Annotated in this window: 20 protein-coding genes; 8 read left to right on the forward strand and 12 right to left on the reverse strand. The window is 70.2% G+C overall.

Features of this window, described 5'->3' with window-relative positions; all coding sequences use genetic code 11:
* Nucleotides 1-89: 89 nt before the first annotated feature.
* From ACWGDB_RS34395 to ACWGDB_RS34420, 6 genes are all read right to left on the reverse strand, one after another.
* Complete coding sequence (locus ACWGDB_RS34395) at nt 90-281, reverse strand: hypothetical protein (RefSeq protein ID WP_453826058.1); 192 nt, start codon at nt 279-281, stop codon at nt 90-92.
* Nucleotides 282-322: 41 nt separating this feature from the next.
* A complete protein-coding gene (locus tag ACWGDB_RS34400; RefSeq protein ID WP_453826059.1) occupies nt 323-655 on the reverse strand; it encodes a DUF952 domain-containing protein in 333 nt (110 codons plus the stop codon).
* A gap of 9 nt (nt 656-664) precedes the next feature.
* On the reverse strand, nt 665-1,891 hold the full coding sequence (locus ACWGDB_RS34405; RefSeq protein WP_453826060.1) for an RNA polymerase sigma factor: 1,227 nt from the start codon (nt 1,889-1,891) through the stop codon (nt 665-667).
* Nucleotides 1,892-1,910: 19 nt separating this feature from the next.
* A complete protein-coding gene (locus tag ACWGDB_RS34410) occupies nt 1,911-2,327 on the reverse strand; it encodes a YciI family protein (protein WP_453826061.1) in 417 nt (138 codons plus the stop codon).
* 95 nt (nt 2,328-2,422) lie between these two features.
* Entirely contained in the window at nt 2,423-2,674 is a 252-nt protein-coding gene (locus ACWGDB_RS34415; RefSeq protein WP_453826062.1) for a hypothetical protein, read from the reverse strand.
* Between the two features lie 26 nt (nt 2,675-2,700).
* A complete protein-coding gene (locus ACWGDB_RS34420; protein ID WP_453826063.1) occupies nt 2,701-3,285 on the reverse strand; it encodes a dihydrofolate reductase family protein in 585 nt (194 codons plus the stop codon).
* Between the two features lie 125 nt (nt 3,286-3,410).
* On the opposite strand from ACWGDB_RS34420, the gene ACWGDB_RS34425 reads away from it, so the two are divergent.
* Nucleotides 3,411-4,001 (forward strand): TetR/AcrR family transcriptional regulator, encoded by a 591-nt coding sequence (locus ACWGDB_RS34425; protein WP_453826064.1) that lies wholly within the window; start codon nt 3,411-3,413, stop codon nt 3,999-4,001.
* A 21-nt stretch (nt 4,002-4,022) separates the two neighbouring features.
* On the opposite strand, the gene ACWGDB_RS34430 is transcribed toward ACWGDB_RS34425, so the two are convergent.
* From ACWGDB_RS34430 to ACWGDB_RS34440, 3 genes are all read right to left on the reverse strand, one after another.
* A complete protein-coding gene (locus ACWGDB_RS34430; RefSeq protein ID WP_453826065.1) occupies nt 4,023-4,616 on the reverse strand; it encodes a GNAT family N-acetyltransferase in 594 nt (197 codons plus the stop codon).
* Nucleotides 4,617-4,920: 304 nt separating this feature from the next.
* Entirely contained in the window at nt 4,921-6,048 is a 1,128-nt protein-coding gene (locus ACWGDB_RS34435) for a family 2 encapsulin nanocompartment cargo protein polyprenyl transferase (protein ID WP_453826066.1), read from the reverse strand.
* A 123-nt stretch (nt 6,049-6,171) separates the two neighbouring features.
* Nucleotides 6,172-7,578: a family 2B encapsulin nanocompartment shell protein gene (locus tag ACWGDB_RS34440; RefSeq protein WP_453826067.1), complete on the reverse strand. Its 1,407-nt coding sequence runs from the start codon at nt 7,576-7,578 to the stop codon at nt 6,172-6,174.
* A gap of 293 nt (nt 7,579-7,871) precedes the next feature.
* Between ACWGDB_RS34440 and ACWGDB_RS34445 the strand changes: the two genes are divergently transcribed.
* Together ACWGDB_RS34445 and ACWGDB_RS34450 are read left to right on the forward strand one after the other, a co-directional pair.
* A complete protein-coding gene (locus tag ACWGDB_RS34445; RefSeq protein WP_383628260.1) occupies nt 7,872-8,462 on the forward strand; it encodes an N-acetylmuramoyl-L-alanine amidase in 591 nt (196 codons plus the stop codon).
* 76 nt (nt 8,463-8,538) lie between these two features.
* Complete coding sequence (locus ACWGDB_RS34450) at nt 8,539-9,456, forward strand: 1-aminocyclopropane-1-carboxylate deaminase/D-cysteine desulfhydrase (RefSeq protein WP_453826068.1); 918 nt, start codon at nt 8,539-8,541, stop codon at nt 9,454-9,456.
* Here the strand turns inward: ACWGDB_RS34450 and ACWGDB_RS34455 are convergent.
* Entirely contained in the window at nt 9,438-11,033 is a 1,596-nt protein-coding gene (locus ACWGDB_RS34455; protein WP_453826069.1) for a Na+/H+ antiporter, read from the reverse strand. The two genes, ACWGDB_RS34450 and ACWGDB_RS34455, sit on opposite strands and share 19 nt — an antisense overlap.
* A 94-nt stretch (nt 11,034-11,127) precedes the next feature.
* Here ACWGDB_RS34455 and ACWGDB_RS34460 point away from each other — a divergent pair, with 94 nt between their 5' ends.
* From ACWGDB_RS34460 to ACWGDB_RS34470, 3 genes are all read left to right on the forward strand, one after another.
* Nucleotides 11,128-11,388, forward strand: a complete 261-nt coding sequence (locus ACWGDB_RS34460) for a UBP-type zinc finger domain-containing protein (protein WP_369273335.1) — start codon at nt 11,128-11,130, stop codon at nt 11,386-11,388.
* Between the two features lie 270 nt (nt 11,389-11,658).
* On the forward strand, nt 11,659-12,072 hold the full coding sequence (locus ACWGDB_RS34465) for an ATP-binding protein (protein ID WP_004925829.1): 414 nt from the start codon (nt 11,659-11,661) through the stop codon (nt 12,070-12,072).
* Between the two features lie 17 nt (nt 12,073-12,089).
* Complete coding sequence (locus ACWGDB_RS34470) at nt 12,090-13,220, forward strand: RNA polymerase sigma factor SigF (RefSeq protein ID WP_453826117.1); 1,131 nt, start codon at nt 12,090-12,092, stop codon at nt 13,218-13,220.
* Between the two features lie 21 nt (nt 13,221-13,241).
* On the opposite strand, the gene ACWGDB_RS34475 is transcribed toward ACWGDB_RS34470, so the two are convergent.
* Nucleotides 13,242-13,688 (reverse strand): hypothetical protein, encoded by a 447-nt coding sequence (locus ACWGDB_RS34475; RefSeq protein WP_453826070.1) that lies wholly within the window; start codon nt 13,686-13,688, stop codon nt 13,242-13,244.
* 296 nt (nt 13,689-13,984) lie between these two features.
* Here ACWGDB_RS34475 and ACWGDB_RS34480 point away from each other — a divergent pair, with 296 nt between their 5' ends.
* Both ACWGDB_RS34480 and ACWGDB_RS34485 read left to right on the forward strand, forming a co-directional pair.
* On the forward strand, nt 13,985-14,953 hold the full coding sequence (locus ACWGDB_RS34480; RefSeq protein ID WP_453826071.1) for a diacylglycerol/lipid kinase family protein: 969 nt from the start codon (nt 13,985-13,987) through the stop codon (nt 14,951-14,953).
* Nucleotides 14,954-15,272: 319 nt separating this feature from the next.
* Nucleotides 15,273-15,530, forward strand: coding sequence for a WhiB family transcriptional regulator (locus tag ACWGDB_RS34485; protein ID WP_006142322.1), 258 nt, complete (start codon nt 15,273-15,275; stop codon nt 15,528-15,530).
* A 183-nt stretch (nt 15,531-15,713) separates the two neighbouring features.
* Here ACWGDB_RS34485 and ACWGDB_RS34490 read toward each other — a convergent pair whose 3' ends face one another.
* Nucleotides 15,714-17,189: a sensor histidine kinase gene (locus ACWGDB_RS34490; protein WP_427839993.1), complete on the reverse strand. Its 1,476-nt coding sequence runs from the start codon at nt 17,187-17,189 to the stop codon at nt 15,714-15,716.
* Nucleotides 17,190-17,476: the final 287 nt, after the last annotated feature.

The raw sequence follows: 17,476 nt of genomic DNA on the forward strand, positions 1-17,476 counted from the left end.
CTGCACACCTACAACCACCACCGGTGCCACACCGCCCTCGGCGGCCAGCCACCCATCACCCGCGTCAACAACCCCGCGGGTCAATACATCTAGCGCGTCGTGAAGACGCAGAGGTGTTGTATCGAGCCGCCCTGGTAGGGCTCGGGGCTCGGGCAGGGCGGCTCCCGGCCTTCCGGGAGCGTCGGCGTGGGCGAGGCCTCCTCCCGGCCGTACGGCCCCGGCGGCTCGGCCGAGTCCTGCAGCCACAGCGTCAGCCCGCCCGCGACGGCCACGAGAATCACCCACGCCCCCACGGCCCATCGCCATAATGCGCGGCGTCCCGTCACCCCCATGGCTCCACGTCCACCACCGCGTTCACCGGAATGGGCCCGTACACATGCGGGAACTCCTCGCCGCCCGGTTCCGGCGCCTCGTACTTGAGCGGCACGTCGAGCCGGGCCGGATCCACGACCAGGACCACCAGTTCGCCGGGGCCGTCGTAGGAGCCGTACAGGAAGGCGGCCACGGCGGGGAGTTGGGCGCGGGTCGAGCAGTGGATGAAGCCCTCGTCCTGGAGCGTGCGACCGCGGGTCGACATCTCGTACGTGCCTCGCGCGCGGGCCTCGTCCCAGAGGGAGCGTTCGGTGATGTGGAGGATGTACGTGTGTTCGGGCATGCGGCGAGGTTACGGCTTCAGCCGTGCCGCCCGCGCGTGCAAATAGCGCTGCTCCGGCAGGCTCAGCGTCTTGGCGGCGGCGGCCTCGTAGGCGGCGCGGGCCTCGTCGTGGGCGCCGGCCCGCTCCAGGAGGTGGCCGCGGACCGCGTCCAGGCGGTGCCCGGCACCCAGCTCGTCCTCCAGCGCGGCCAGTTCGGCCAGCCCCGCGCGCGGGCCCTGGGCCATGGCGACGGCGACCGCGCGGTTGAGGCGCTCGACGGGGCCGGGGACGAGGCGTACCAGGACGTCGTAGAGGCCGAGGATCTCCTGCCAGTCGGTCTCCGGTGCGGAGGGCGCCTCGTCGTGGACGGCGGCGATGGCGGCGCGCAGCTGATAGGGGCCGGCGGGGCCCCGGGACAGGGCGCGGGTGACCAGGGCGACGCCCTCGTCGATCGCGGCCTTGTCCCAGCGGCCGCGGTCCTGTTCGTCGAGGGGGACGAGTTCGCCGTGCGGGCCGGTGCGCGCGTCGCGGCGGGCGTCGGTGAGCAGCATCAGCGCGAGCAGGCCGGCCACCTCGCCGTGGTCGGGGAGCAGGCGGTGGACCTCGCGGGTCAGCCGGATCGCCTCGCCGGCGAGTTCGCGCCGCAGCAGGCTGGTGCCCGAGGTTGCCGTATAGCCCTCGTTGAAGATCAGGTACAGGGTCTGCAGGACCGCCGGCAGGCGGTTCTCCCAGTTGTCGGGCCGGCCGAAGCGCACCCCGCGGACCTTCTGCTTGGCCCGGCTGATGCGCTGCGCCATGGTCGCCTCGGGGACCAGGTACGCCCGGGCGATCTCCGCCGTGGTCAGACCGCCGACGGCACGGAGGGTGAGGGCGATCTGGGCGGGCGGGGTGAGGTCCGGGTGGCAGCACAGGAAGAGCAGGGTGAGGGTGTCGTCCTCGCGGGGCGCCCGGTCCGCGCCCGGCGGCGGGGCCGTGAAGGCGTCCCTGGGCATCAGCGCCGCGACCTTGTCCTCCCGGGTCCGGCGCGACTGCTCCGCGCGCAGCGCGTCGGTCAGCCGCCGCGCCGCGACCTTGATCAGCCAGCCGCGCGGGTTGTCCGGGACCCCGGTCCGCGGCCACTGCTCGGCCGCCGCGAGCAGGGCCTCCTGTACGGCGTCCTCGGCGCTGTCGAAGTGGCCGTAGCGCCGTACCAGCGCGCCGAGGACCTGCGGCGCGTGTCGGCGCAGCAGGTCCTCGGTCTCGGGTGTGGCGCTCACTTACGGCTCGGCCGATGTCTCAGCCGACGTCCCCGGACCCGTCGTCGATGGGCCGGATCACCACCGGGTACACGGGGGCCCCAGCGGGCTGGGGGCACTGGAGGACGCGCTCGGCGATCTCCGTGACCCGCTCCATGCTCGCGCAGTCCAGCACCCAGTAGCCGGCGAGCAGCTCCTTGGTCTCGCTGTACGGGCCGTCGGTGATCACCGCCTTGCCGTCGTCACCCAGGGTGACATGCCGGCCCTTCGCGGGCTCGGTCAGCCCCTGTCCGTCGACCATCTCGCCGCTCTCGGCGAGGTCGTCGTTGAGGGCCTGCATGAAGGAGTACATCGCCTGGATGTCCTCCTGGCTCCAGGCGACGGAGTTCTCGGACCCCTTGCCCTGCATCGCCTCGTAGTCCGCCTGCGTGCCCTGCACCATGACCAGGTACTTCATCAGTCCGCTCCTTCTGCTTCCGTCGGCTCGGGCCGCCCTCGGTGGGCGGCTCTCACAGGGGACGTCGGAGCCGGGCCGGGATTCTCGACAGGGGCTCAGGAATTTTTCGCGGTGGGCTTCACCGCGGTATCCACGGTGGGTGTGCCGGCGGTGTCAGGCATGGTGGTGTCCGGCTGCTCGTGCTTCTCCTCGTGCGCGGCGCCTTCCTCGGCGCACGCCCCGCACTCGGGGTTGTGGCACGGGCCCGCCACCCAGGTGGGGACCCAGGCGCCCAGCGTCTTGTGGCGCCGGACGACCGTCTCTACGGGCTGTCCGCAGTCGGGACAGTGGTGCTCTTGGCTGCCCATGTCCTCAGAGTAGGGCGGGAGAGGGCTCAGCGCTTCCTGCTGTACGTACGAACAATGGCGCCGTTGCCGAACGAGCGCACCTCACCGAGGGTGAACTCCGTGATGGCCAAGCCCGATCCGAACATCGGCATGCCCGCGCCGTACACGATGGGGTACGTCTTGATGACGAGTTCGTCGATCTCGTCGAGCAGCGCGCCGGCGATCTGCGAGCCGCCGCACAGGTAGATGCCGAACTCGCCGTCCTCCGCCTTCAGTTCGCGGACCTTGCCGACCAGGTCGTCCGAGACGATCTCGACCTGCGGGTCGGGCGACTCGGTCAGCGTGCGCGAGGCGACGTACTGACGCATATGGGCGTACGGGCTGGTGATGCCCTCCTTCAGGGCCAGGTCATAGCTGGCCCGGCCCTGGATGATCGTGTCGAAATGCCTGTTGGCCAGGTCGTCGAAACCGAGGGCGCGGCGGCCGTGGGTCGGCATCGTCTCCGGGTGCTCGGCCTTGAGGAACTCCAGGAACTCCTCGTCGACGAAGCGGACCATCTCCGTCCCGTCGCCGCTCGGATCCCCGATGAAGCCGTCGATCGAGCAGGCGATGAAGTATGTGAGCTTTCGCAAGCCGGTCTCTTTTCGTAGGGTGTCGAACAACCACTGCGGTTGTAGTGCTTCAGTTGTAGTACTTCGCTTGTAGTGGTTGCAAGGGCATTTCCCGGACCGACTGGAAGTGAGAGAGGGGATTCCGCATGGCGGGCAATCCGGAGCGCCGGGCCGCGCTCGTCGACGCGGGCGTGGAGGTGCTCGCCCGCGAGGGGGCACGCGGGCTGACGTTCCGCGCGGTGGACGCCGAGTCCGGGGTGCCGGTCGGCACCGCCTCCAACTACTTCACCGGGCGCGACGACCTGCTCCGCCAGATCGACGCCCGGCTGCACGTGCGGCTCGCGCCCGACCCGGAGGTGATCGCCGGGCTGCTCACCCGGCCGAAGGACCGCTCCCTCGTCGCCGCCTTCATGCACGACCTGATGGCCCGCGCGACCCGCGACAGAACGGGCTATCTGGCCCTGCTGGAGATGCGCCTGGAGGCCCAGCGGCGCCCCGAACTGCGCTCCTCCTTCACCAAGTCGGTGCGCGGCGACCTGGACGAGGCCCTGGAGTTCCACCGCAACGCCGGACTGCCCGGCGGCGACGAGGTCGTCACCGTGCTCTATCTCGCGATCCTCGGACTGCTCCTGGAGCACCTGACACTGCCCGACGTCCTGGACGGCGTTCTGCCCGGGGTCGGCGTGCCGGACGGGCTGGTCGAGCGGATCGTGGCCACGATCGTGCCGGAGGAGTAGGTCAGGGCTGCAGGCGGCGGCTCAGCCGCGCGGTTCGCGCCACATCGGCCACATCCGGGGGCCGTCCGGGAGGTCGAGGGGACGGCCCTTGAGCTCGAAGCCGAGACGCTCGTACAGGTGCCGGCTGCGGTCGCTGCTCGCCTCCAGATAGGCGGGCAGGCCTTCCCGATCGCAACGGTCGAGCACCGCGTTCATGAGCGCGGTACCGAGTCCCTCACCCTGGCGCTCGGGTGCCGCGGCGATCATCCACAGGTATGCGTGCGCACGGCCCGCGGGATGGATACCAGCCGTCAGGCGGCCGATCATCTCGACGCGCTCGTTGTCCGGGTCGACGTCCTGGCGCAGCAACGCGGGCCCGTCGTCCTCCTCATGGTGCTCGACGTCCGGCACGGACATCCACAGCGCGCACGCCGTGCCGTCCTCGGTGAGGTCTATTCGGCCATGGGCCAGCACGATGTCGGTGAACGCGGCCATCAGCCTGTGGTGGGTCGCACGGCGGTACTCCTCACCCGGGAACACCCAGCCGCTGACCGGATCGTCCTGGAAGGCCGCGTCCAGCAGCCGGACCACCGACTCCCGGTCCGCCTCGCCCGCCGTCCGGATCGCCACGCCCATCTCCACCCGCCCCTTCGCGTCAACCGGCCTTGATCGTAGGGCGATGACAGCCTGCTTGCGCTCCGAGGGCCGACTTTGTCGAGATACGGCCGGTACACAGCAACCCGGTTGACCGGTGACCCGCTCCTCGGGGACCCGGTACGCAGAGGCGGGCCCCGCACACCGTGGGGATGTGCGGGACCCGCCGGTCCGAAGCCGCTCGGCGGCCGTACGGGGTCAGGAACCGTACGGCCCCGAGGGCTCCGGGGTCTTCACCGTCGGCCGCCGCGACCTCGACCGGTTCGGCCGCCGGCTGCCGCGGCCCTCAATTGCTGCGCCGCGTCACGAACTCGGCCAGGGCCAGCAGTCCGCCCGCCTCCTCCGGGTCGGGCACCGCACGGGCCAGCTCCTCCATGGCGCGGGCCATCCGCTCGGCGGCCTGGGTCTGCGCCCAGTCGCGGCCACCGGCCCGCTCGACGGCCAGCGCGGTGCGCTCCAGGTCCTCCTTGGCGTACGGCACTTCGTACAGCGCGGCCAGCTCCGCCGCCGCCGGACCATCCGAGGTCAGCGCGGCGACGACCGGCAGGGACTTCTTGCGGGCGGCGAGGTCCGCCCCGGCCGGCTTGCCGGTGTGGCTCGGGTCGCCCCATATACCGATCACATCGTCGATGAGCTGGAAGGCGAGCCCGGCCTCACGGCCGAACGCGTCCAGCGCCGCCACGTCCTCGTCCGCCGCGTTCGCGTACAGCGCGCCGAGGGCACAGGCGCACCCCAGCAGCGCGCCGGTCTTGGCCTCGGCCATGGCGAGCACCTCGTCGAGGCCGACCTCGCCGGGGTCCAGCTTCTCCATCGCCGTGTCCGCCTGCTGGCCGGCGCACAGCTCGACCACGCAGTCCGCGAGCCGGGCCGCGGCAGCCGCGGACGCCGGGTGCGGGTCCTCGGCGAGCAGCCGCAGGGCCAGCGCCTGGAGGGCGTCCCCCGCGAGGATCGCGTCGGCGTCGCCGAACACGGTCCAGGCGGTCGGCCGGTGCCGACGGGTGGTGTCCCGGTCCATCACGTCGTCGTGCAACAACGTGAAGTTGTGGACCAGTTCCACCGCCACAGCCGCCCGTACGGCAGTCGCCCGCGCCCCCGGTCCGCCGAGTGCGGCGGCCGCGGTGAGGACGAGCGCGGGCCGGATCGCCTTGCCGGCGTTGCCCGCCGCCGGGGTGCCGTCCGGGTGCTCCCAGCCGAAGTGGTAGCGCGCGATCCGGCGGAGGGACGGCGGCAACGACGCGATGGCGGCGCGCAGTTCGGGGTCGACCGACGCCCGGACCCGCTCCAGGATCACCTCCGCCTCGGGCCCGTCGAGCGAGCCCGGCGCGCCGTCCGTCTCGGTCGCGATGGGCCCTTGCCTTTCGAGCGTCTCGGTGGACGGCCCCACCCCGGCGGGGCGTTGCTGCGTCTCCGTCATGAACTCACCCATGGCATCGCCTCGGAGAGTCGGCGGACGGTGGCCCTTCCGCTACGGCTGGGCGCCTACGCCGAGGGTCTACCCACACGGGAAGCGCGGGACACGGCGCAGTGGCGGCAAAGGTCACCGCCAGCGCCCGATCTCGACGTTCTCCAGCACACCGAGGGCGTCCGGCACCAGGACCGCGGCCGAGTAGTAGGCAGTCACCAGGTACTTGATGATGGCCTGTTCGTTGATGCCCATGAACCGGCAGGACAGGCTCGGCTCGATCTCGTCCGGGATGCCCGCCTGCTGCAGTCCGATGACGCCCTGCTCCCCCTCGCCCGTACGCATGGCGATGATCGAGGTCGTACGGGCGTCCGTGACCGGGATCTTGTTGCAGGGGAAGATCGGCACGCCCCGCCAGGTGGGGATGCGGTTGCCGGCCGTCTCGATGGTCTCCGGGACCAGCCCGCGCTTGTTCAGCTCACGCCCGAACGCGGCGATCGCGCGCGGGTGGGCGAGGAACAGCTTGGTTCCGCGCCGCCGGCACAGCAGCTCGTCCATGTCGTCGGGGCTGGGCACGCCGTCGTGCGGCTGGAGTCGCTGGTCGTACTCGCAGTTGTTGAGCAGCCCGAACTCGCGGTTGTTGATGAGCTCGTGCTCCTGCCGCTCCTTCAGTGCCTCCACCGTCAGGCGCAGCTGCTGCTCCGTCTGGTTCATCGGCTGGTTGTAGAGGTCGGCCACGCGCGAGTGGATGCGCAGCACGGTCTGGGCGATGCTCAGTTCGTACTCACGGGGCCGGGCCTCGTAGTCGACGAAGGTGTGCGGGATGTCCGGCTCACCGCTGTGGCCGGCCGCCAGGTCGACCTCCTTCTCGCCGTACTTGTTGGTGCGCTGCTGGGGGATCGACCGCAGCTGCTCGAGGTGTTGGCCGAGCGTCTCCGCGCGCTCCGCGACCCGCTCGACGTCGTGACGGGGCAGGACGAGCACCGTGCACGCGGTGGCAGCGCGGACCGTGTACTCCCAGATGGCGTCGGAGTCGAGCAGCGCCTGCTCGCCGAGGTAGGCGCCGTCGGCGAGCACGCCGAGGGACTCGTCCTCCCCGTAGGGGCCGGTGCCGAGCTTCTCGACCCTGCCGTGCGCCAGCAGGAGGACCTCGTCGGTCTGGCTGCCGAACGAGGCGATCAGGGACCCCGCCGTGAACTCCCGCTGCTGGCAACGCTGGGCGAGCTCGGCGAGCACGTCCTCGTCCTCGTACGACCGCAGGGCCGGGAGTTCGCGCAGCTCGGCCGGGATGACCTCGACGCGGTCCCCGGTCTTCACGAAAGTGACCCGGCCGTCCCCGACGGCGTAGGTCAGACGGCGGTTCACCCGGTACGTGCCGCCCTGCACGTTCACCCATGGCAGCATGCGCAGCAGCCAGCGGGAGCTGATCTCCTGCATCTGGGGTGCGGACTTGGTCGTGGTGGCCAGGTTCCGCGCGGCCGCCGTGCCGAGGCTCTGCTGCGGCTTGCCCTGCTCAGTGCGGACCTCTTCGCCTACCGACATTAGGAATTGCCCTCCCGGTCGTGCACCGGCGCCTGTCCGGCGCCACGAATCGCGATCTCCGCGACCGAGCCTTCCATTACGGAGGGTGCCGGTGCTATTACCCGAAAGAGCGGGAATGGATCACGGTCCACTGGGCAAATAGAGGGACCTTGTCCACTGGCGCCGTGTCCGTGGTTGGCCAAAACGACTCGTACACCGTGCGATTCGAGGAGTCCCGTGAGGCCGTTTTCGGTAAAGCACCGATAAGAGTCGGCCGCGGTGGGCGGTCGGCGCACGGCGCGAAGGGGGCGGTCATGGCCTCACCCATGTCCGCGAGCAGATTCCTGGAGAGACTTCGGGCGGAGGGTGCGACTGTCGTCGAAGTCGGCGACTGGGAACACCACAACCGCAACCACGTGGGGCCGTGGGGCCCCGTCCACGGCGTGATGATCCACCACACGGTGACCAAGGGCAGTGCGCACACGGTGGAGCTCTGCCGCAAGGGCTACGAGGGGCTGCCCGGGCCCCTGTGCCACGGCGTCATCACGAAGGACGGGCGGGTGCATCTGGTCGGCTACGGCCGCGCCAACCACGCCGGGCTCGGTGACGACGACGTTCTCCGTGCGGTCATCGCCGAGACCGCGCTGCCTGCCGACAACGAGGCCAACACCGATGGCAACCGGCACTTCTACGGCTTCGAGTGCGAGAACCTGGGTGACGGACAGGATCCCTGGCCGGCGGCACAGTTGGAGGCGATCGAGCGGGTGTCGGCGGCTGTGTGCCGACATCACGGGTGGACGGAGCGGTCGGTGATCGGGCATCTGGAGTGGCAGCCCGGGAAGGTGGATCCTCGGGGGTTCACCATGGCTTCGATGCGGGCGCGGATCCGGGATCGGTTGTCCTAGGGCGGGATGGCTGGGGCGGCCGTGCCGGTGAGTGGGGTGCGCCTGCCGCCGGCAGCCGGCGGGCGACAATGGACTGGTGACGCGCCTTGACCTGACCGATCTGCGGCCCCGGCTCCCCTCGCCGGTGCAGGAGGTTGTGGACTCCCGGTTCGGGCGGGGTGGCGTTCGGCTGGTTCTCAAGCGGGACGATCTGATCCATCCGGAACTGGTCGGCAACAAGTGGCGCAAGCTTGTGCCGAATCTGGCGGCAGCGGGTGGGCGCACGGTTGTCACTTTCGGCGGCGCCTACTCCAACCACTTGCGTGCCACCGCTGCCGCGGGGCGCCTGCTCGGGCTGAGCACCGTCGGTGTGGTGCGGGGCCAGGAGCTCGGTGAGCGGCGCCTCAATCCGTCGTTGGAGCGGTGCGTGGCCGACGGCATGCGGCTGCACTTCGTCGACAGAGCGACGTATCGACGCAAAACCGAGTCGGAGACGCTGGCGTCCGTTCTGCGGGCGGCGGGCGCGGAAGGGGCGTACGTCGTGCCGGAGGGCGGCAGCAATGCCCTTGCCGTACGCGGGTGCCGAGCGCTCGGGGAGGAGCTGCGGGGGCAGGCCGATGTGGTCGCCGTTGCCTGCGGGACGGGCGGGACTCTGGCGGGGCTGGCCGCCGGGCTGGGGCCGGGGCAGCGGGCCTTGGGCGTGCCCGTTCTCAAGGGTGGCTTCTTGGGTGAGGAGGTACGGGGGCTGCAGGCGGAGGCATTCGGAGGGCCGCGGGGTGACTGGTGGCTCGACGAGCGGTTTCACTTCGGGGGGTACGCCCGTACGACTGCTGAGCTCGAAGCCTTCGCCGACGATTTCGAGGAGCGGCACGGGATGGCCGTTGAGCGTCTCTATGTCGCCAAGTTGTTGTATGGGCTTGTCGTGTTGATGGAGGAAGGGGCCTTCGCGCCCGGCGTGACGGTCGCCGCCGTCGTCACCGGGGCTCCGTTCCAGGCTCAGCCCGCCTCGCGATAGGCAGCCGCCTCCTCCAGGTCCAGCCTGCGCAGCAGTGTCCGCAGCATCTCGTCGTCGATGAAGCGGCCATCCCGTAGTTTCACGAACACCGCTCGCTCGGTGCCGATCACCTCGCGGGACAGGCGGCGGTAGGTTTCGTCGACGGACTCGCCGGTGATGGGGTTGGCCTGGCCGAGACGTTCCCAGACGGAGTTGCGGCGGCGTTCCAGGACGGCTCGCAGGCGGTCGGCAAGGGCCTCGGGGAGGGCGTTGCGGTCGTCGGAGAGGAGTTCCTCCAGGCGTCGTTCGGCGGCGCGGGAGGCCTGTGCCTGGGCGTTGGCCTCGGCGAGGGTCTCGGCCTGGATGTCACGGCCGGGCAGCTTCAGCAGGCGGACCAGTGGCGGAAGGGTCACGCCCTGGACGACCAGCGTGCCGATGACCGTCGTGAAGGTCAGGAAGAGGATCAGGTTGCGCTCGGGAAACGGCTCGCCGCCGTGCATCGTGAGCGGGATCGAGAAGGCGATGGCCAGTGACACCACGCCTCGCATGCCGGCCCAGGAGATGATGAACGGGCCCTTCCAGGTCGGGTTCTCCTCGCGTTTGCGGATCCGCGCGGACAGCATGCGCGGCAGGAAGGTCGCCGGGTAGACCCACACGAAGCGTGAGGCGACGACCACCGCGAAGACGGCGATCGCGTACCAGGCGGCGCGGGTTCCCTCGTACTCGCCGAGGCCCTTGAGCACCACCGGCAGTTGCAGTCCGATCAGGGCGAACACCGCCGACTCCAGCACGAACGCGACCATCTTCCACACGGCCTCCTCCTGGAGACGGGTGGCGAAGTCGACCTCCCACGCGCGGTGTCCCAGATACAGCGCCACGACCACGACCGCCAGCACGCCGGAGGCGTGCACCTGCTCGGCGGCCGCGTACGCGACGAACGGGATCAGCAGCGAGAGGGTGTTCTGCAGCAGCGCCTCCTTCACGTGGGTGCGCAGCCAGTGGATCGGCACCATCAGCACCAGGCCCATGCCGATGCCGCCGAACGCCGCGAGCAGGAACTCGCCGATGCCGCCGGCCCAGGTGGCGCCCTCACCGACGGCGGCCGCGAGCGCCACGCGGTAGGCGGTGATCGCGGTGGCGTCGTTCACCAGCGACTCGCCCTGCAGGATCGTGGTGATCCGGGACGGCAGCCCCACCCGGCGCGCGACCGCCGTAGCGGCGACCGCGTCCGGCGGCGCCACCACCGCGCCCAGCACCAGCGCCGCGGTCAGCGGAAGACCCGGCACGACCAGATACGCGATCCAGCCGACGGCGAAGGTCGCGAACAGCACGTACCCGACCGACAGCAGCATCACGGGCCGCATCTGGGCCCGCAGATCGAGATACGAACTGTCCGTCGCCGCGCTGTGCAGCAGCGGGGGCAGCACCAGCGGCAGGACGATGTGCGGGTCGAGGGTGTACTCGGGCACGCCCGGCAGGTACGACACGAGGAGGCCGACGGCGACCAGCAGCAGCGGCGCCGGCACGGGCGTCCGCCGAGCGGCCGCGGCGACAGCGGCGCTCCCGGCCACCAGCAACAGCAGTGGCATCACATCCATACGCCTCGCCCACCCTCGCCCTTGTGCATCGCCGTCGCGGCCCGCCCTCGATTTTCCGCGCCGTCGTGCGCGTTGCCGTCGTAACCTGGCAATCATGAAACAGTGCACGCACGCCGACGCGCTGCCGCACCCGGAACCCGATCCGCTCAACGAGACATGTCCCGAGTGTCTGGCGGAGGGCTGGCACCCGGTACAGCTGCGGCTCTGCCTCACCTGCGGTCACGTCGGCTGCTGCGACTCCTCGCCGGGGCGACACGCCACGGAACACCACAAGGAGTCCGGCCACCCGATCATGCGGACGTTCGAGCCCGGCGAACTCTGGCGCTGGTGCTTTGTCGACCACGTACTCGTGTGACGGGGACGTACGCTGGACAACCGAGGATCCGGACGGTTCGACCGTCTGACGCCTGGGTACGTCAAACCGGCGCGCGCTCTTCCCAATTGGGCCCGCAGACCCCCTAGCCACGGAGCGTATCCGTGTGTTTACTATGAGTGACAGCAAGGGGTTGGGGTCCTGGGGACAGGAAAGTTCAGAGCGCGATAGCGTCACCGCTGAACCACAGATCGCGTTACCCCGGGGGGCGACCCTCGGCCCCGAGAAGCTTGTACCACCTTGGAGGTGAGGGTGTCCCAGATCGCAGGCGAGCCCGCGACCCAGGACTTCGTGGAAGTCCGGCTGCCGGCTGCGGGTGCCTACCTGTCGGTGCTGCGTACGGCGACTGCCGGCCTCGCGGCCCGTTTGGACTTCACCCTCGACGAGATCGAGGACCTGCGCATCGCGGTGGACGAGGCCTGCGCGATCCTGCTCCAGCAGGCCGTGCCCGGCTCGGTGCTCAGCTGTGTCTTCCGACTCGTCGACGACTCGCTCGAGGTCACCGTCTCGGCCCCGACCACGGACGGCCACGCCCCCTCCAGGGACACCTTCGCCTGGACCGTCCTGTCGGCCCTCGCGGGCAAGGTCTCCTCCGCCGTGGACGAGGACAAAACCGTTTCGATCAGCCTCTACAAACAGCGCGGCGCGGGACCCGGGCCGGCGTGAGGAACGGGGACGGGCCGGTGCGGGACGAAGAGCGCGGCACACGGGAGCTGCCGGACGGCACTGCCCCCTGCTCGGACGGAGCCGAGAGCCTGGCAGCGGGCCCGAGCGGTCCGAAGGGTTCCCGGCGCATGGCGGACGGCATCGACGCCATCCCCGAGCAGGCCCGGCCGCACCCGGAGGACGACTCCGCGGAGGCCGGCTTCCCGGCCGACGGACGGGATGACGAAGGCGCCGTGCAGGGCGCGCCCGCGGGCGGGCGGATCGGGGTCTCCCCAGTCCGAGCGGGGGCGAGGGCTCGGGAGAGGGCAACGGGCGGGACGATGAGCGAGCACCAGCGAAACGCCGAGGACGAGGCGATGAGCGCGCACAGCGTGCAGGCCACGCAGCACAGCCCTCAGGACCGCAGCGGGGCGCGCGCCATGTTCGTCGAGCTGCGCAAGCTGCAGGACGGCAGCCCGGAGTACGCGAACCTGCGCAACCAGCTGGTCCGCATGCACCTGCCGCTCGTCGAGCACCTCGCGCGCCGCTTCCGCAACCGCGGCGAGCCGCTCGACGACCTCACCCAGGTCGCCACCATCGGTCTGATCAAGTCGGTCGACCGATTCGACCCGGAGCGCGGCGTCGAGTTCTCGACATACGCGACCCCGACGGTCGTCGGCGAGATCAAGCGGCACTTCCGCGACAAGGGCTGGGCGGTGCGGGTGCCGCGGCGCCTCCAGGAGCTGCGCCTCGCCCTGACGACGGCCACAGCCGAGCTGTCCCAGCAGCACGGGCGCTCCCCGACCGTCCACGAACTCGCCGAGAAGCTGGCGATCTCGGAGGAGGAGGTCCTGGAGGGCCTGGAGTCCGCCAACGCTTACTCCACGCTGTCCCTGGACGTCCCCGACACGGACGACGAGTCCCCTGCGGTCGCGGACACCCTCGGCGCGGAGGACGAGGCGCTGGAAGGCGTCGAGTACCGCGAGTCGCTGAAGCCGCTGCTCGAGGATCTCCCGCCCCGCGAGAAGCGGATCCTGCTGCTGCGCTTCTTCGGCAACATGACCCAGTCGCAGATCGCGCAGGAGGTCGGCATCTCCCAGATGCACGTGTCCCGCCTGCTGGCCCGCACGCTGGCGCAGCTGCGGGAAAAGCTGCTGGTGGAGGAGTGACGGCCTCCTGAGAGCCGTCGGCTACTTCTGATCCGGCGCGCTGCCCGGCCCGCGGATGCCGAGGGCCTGGGTGGTCGCCGGGTTGATCAGGAGCACGAGCGTGGCGATCGCGACCGCGGCGATCGCAATGCCGGCCGGGATCGCGATGCTGTCGGCCTGCAGCAGGCTGTAGGCCACCGGCAGCGCCATGATCTGCGTGATGACGGACGGCCCCCGGCTCCAGCTGCGCTGAGCGAACAGCCCTCGCGCCGCGAGCAACGGCAACAGGGCGAGGACGACCAGTGTCACGCCCAGGGTGACGGCCTGCTGCCGATCGTCCGGATGCCCGGTGAGCCCCAGCACCAGCACCCAGACGCCCCCGACGGCCAGCGCCAGCCCTTCCAGCGCGGTCAGTGCCGCCGCATACGTCAGCCGCCGCGGACGCGGACCGGCGGTTTCCGGGGTGGTGGGGGTCTGCTGCTTGGTCACCCTTGAAGGGTAGCCCTCCGCGATATCGCCACCGGAGAGGGAGCCTCCTGCCCGACACCGGCCGACACCAACCAGCCCGTCCGGTTTGAGGACGAGGCCCGTCAGGGCCGAAGCGGGGGCCTGGGGCGGCAGCCCCCAGCAAGGCCCGCTGCAACGCCGACCGCCCATGGAACCGACCGCACACAACCCACTGCCGATCCGACGGCACTCCCCCGTGTCGAGACTCACGCCTCATCTCTTACTGGATCCCAACCTCGACCTGTGCCCAGTACCCCCCAGTAGGTACGCTGCCAGTCATGCGTGCACTTCTCGTGGTCAATCCGGCAGCAACCACCACAAGCGCACGTACGCGCGATGTCCTGATCCATGCGCTCGCCAGCGAGATGAAGCTGGAGGCGGTCACCACCGAGTACCGCGGCCACGCACGTGACCTGGGCCGGCAGGCGGCGGAGAGCGACGACGTCGACCTGGTGGTCGCCCTCGGCGGCGACGGCACCGTGAACGAGGTCGTCAACGGACTGTTGCACAACGGCCCCGACCCGGACCGCCTCCCCCGCCTCGCCGTGGTCCCCGGCGGCTCCACCAACGTCTTCGCCCGCGCCCTCGGCCTGCCCAACGACGCCGTGGAGGCGACCGGCGCCCTGCTCGACGCCCTGCGCGAAGGCAGCGAACGCACGGTCGGAATGGGCATAGCGGCCGGCACCCCGGGCACGGAGGACGAAGCCGTACCCGGCAGATGGTTCACCTTCTGTGCGGGCCTCGGATTCGACGCCGGCGTCGTCGGCCGGGTCGAGCAGCAGCGCGAGCGGGGCAGAAAATCGACGCACGCCCTTTACCTGCGCCAGGTGGTACGCCAGTTCCTGCAGGAGCCCAACCGCCGGCACGGCACTATCACACTGGAGCGGCCGGGCCAGGACCCGGTGACCGATTTGGTGCTGTCCATAGTCTGCAACACCGCTCCGTGGACGTATTTGGGCAATCGCCCGGTGTACGCGGCACCTAAGGCCTCGTTCGATACCGGCCTCGACGTACTCGGTCTCAGCCGTATGTCCACGGTCGCGGTTGCCCGGTATGCAACCCAGTTGCTTACTTCGTCCCCCGAGCGTGGAGCCACTGGCAGGCATGCGGTCACGCTGCACGACTTGGACCAGTTCACCTTGCATTCGAAGGTCCCATTGCCCCTTCAGATGGACGGCGACCACCTGGGGCTGCGCACGAGCGTGACGTTCACAGGCGTACGCCGTGCACTGCGTGTGATTGTGTGAGCGGAACGGGCTAAAGTCCTTTCACTCGAACGTTTAGGCCAGGATCCACCCCATGGAAGTACGGCTGTGACCTAGTCGACACCGAGGAATCAAAAAAAACTTTCCGGAAGGGGTTGTATCCGTCGCTGAGGTTTGCGAGTCTCTACGTGGCGATCGGGACGGCCCGCAAGACCGGCCTCCACTGATCACCGGAACCCCTCTTCAAATCACAGGACCTCGCCAGGGAACCTGGCGTTCGGCCCTTCACTTGTTGAGGGATTCGTGAAAGCGTTCACATTCACAAGCAACCAGCACGTAATACCAAGGAGAGGTAGCAGCCATGGACTGGCGTCACAACGCCGTTTGCCGCGAGGAAGACCCCGAGCTCTTCTTCCCCATCGGCAACACCGGTCCTGCGCTGCTGCAGATCGAGGAAGCCAAGGCCGTCTGCCGTCGCTGCCCCGTTATGGATCAGTGTCTGCAGTGGGCGCTCGAGTCCGGCCAGGACTCCGGCGTCTGGGGTGGTCTCAGCGAGGACGAGCGTCGCGCCATGAAGCGCCGTGCCGCCCGCAACCGGGCCCGTCAGGCCTCCGCCTGACAACACCCGCCCCGCAAACAGCCTGAGCTTGGCGGCGCGTACAGCGAGTACGCATCTCCCGCCCCCGAGCCGCAGCGCGCAGTACCCCTGCTTAGCGATTGCAGAGCAGCAACGAGCACTAGCCCTGGACCAGATGGTCCAGGGCTCTTTGCTGTCCCCGCCCGCTTGTGTTGCTGTCCGCGGCTACTTGTGCGCCCGCACCGGGATGTCAAGGATCACCCTCGTCCCCCGCTCCGGCGCCGGGACCATGTCGAACGTGCCGCCCAACTCGCCCTCCACCAGCGTCCGTACGATCTGCAGGCCGAGGTTGCCCGCGGTGTGCGGGTCGAAGCCCTCGGGGAGGCCCACGCCGTCGTCCTGGACGGTGACCAGAAGGCGGACCTGCTTCGTCGTGCCGCCGCGGACGGCCGAGACCTCGACCGTGCCGGTGTCGCCCTCGCGGAAGCCGTGCTCCAGCGCGTTCTGGAGGATCTCGGTCAGGACCATCGACAGCGGGGTGGCGACCTCGGCGTCCAGGATGCCGAAGCGGCCGGTGCGCCGGCCGGTGACCTTGCCGGGCGAGATCTCGGCGACCATCGCCAGCACGCGGTCGGCGATGTCGTCGAACTCCACGCGCTCGTCGAGGTTCTGGGAGAGCGTCTCGTGCACGATCGCGATCGACCCGACCCGCCGTACCGCCTCTTCGAGGGCCTCACGGCCGCGGTCGGACTCGATGCGGCGGGCCTGGAGGCGCAGCAGGGCGGCCACCGTCTGGAGGTTGTTCTTGACGCGGTGGTGGATCTCCCGGATCGTCGCGTCCTTGGTGATCAACTCGCGCTCGCGGCGGCGCAGTTCGGTGACGTCCCGCAGGAGCACCAGCGAACCGATACGCGTGCCCTTGGGTTTGAGCGGGATCGATCGGAACTGGATGACACCGTCACCGGACTCGATCTCGAACTCGCGGGGTGCCCAGCCGCTGGCGACCTTGGCGAGCGCCTCGTCCACCGGTCCCTGCGTCGGGGCGAGTTCGGCGGTGGTCTTGCCCAGGTGGTGGCCGACGAGGTCGGCGGCGAGGCCGAGGCGGTGGTAGGCGGACAGCGCGTTCGGGGAGGCGTACTGGACGATGCCGTCGGCGTCGACACGGATCAGGCCGTCGCCGACGCGGGGCGAGGCGTCCATGTCGACCTGCTGGTTGGCGAACGGGAACGATCCGGCCGCGATCATCTGCGCGAGGTCCGAGGCGCTCTGGAGGTACGTCAACTCCAGGCGGCTCGGGGTGCGGACGGTCAGCAGGTTGGTGTTGCGCGCGATGACACCGAGGACGCGCCCCTCGCGTCGTACGGGAATCGACTCGACGCGGACCGGGACCTCCTCGCGCCACTCGGGGTCGCCCTCCCGCACGATCCGGCCCTCGTCGAGCGCGGCGTCCAGCATCGGGCGGCGGCCGCGCGGGACGAGGTGGCCGACCATGTCGTCCTGGTACGAGGTCGGGCCGGTGTTGGGCCGCATCTGCGCCACGGAGACATAGCGGGTGCCGTCGTGGGTGGGGACCCACAGGACGAGGTCGGCGAAGGAGAGGTCGGAGAGCAGCTGCCACTCCGAGACCAGCAGGTGGAGCCACTCGAGGTCGGAGTCGTCGAGGGCCGTGTGCTGGCGTACGAGTTCGTTCATGGAGGGCACGTGGCCGAGCGTACCTGGCGGTACGGACATGGCTGGAAACCAGCCACTACGGGAGGCGATCGGGTCCCGGAAACACCCGCGGGCCGCGGCGCCTGAGAGGGACCCTCAGCCCTCCCGGCACCGCAGCCCGGAGCAATATCGGCCGTGGGGTGTGCGGTCCCGGTCGGCCGAAGGATGAGGAGCCGGGGCAGTCAGGGCAGAGAGCTCCGGTTCCTCGGTCCGCCTTCCTGTGCGGGGAAGACGGAAGTCGGTGCGTTCTCGTACTACGCACTCCTTCGCATTGTGGA

It is taken from the genome of Streptomyces sp. NPDC055013, assembly GCF_053608645.1.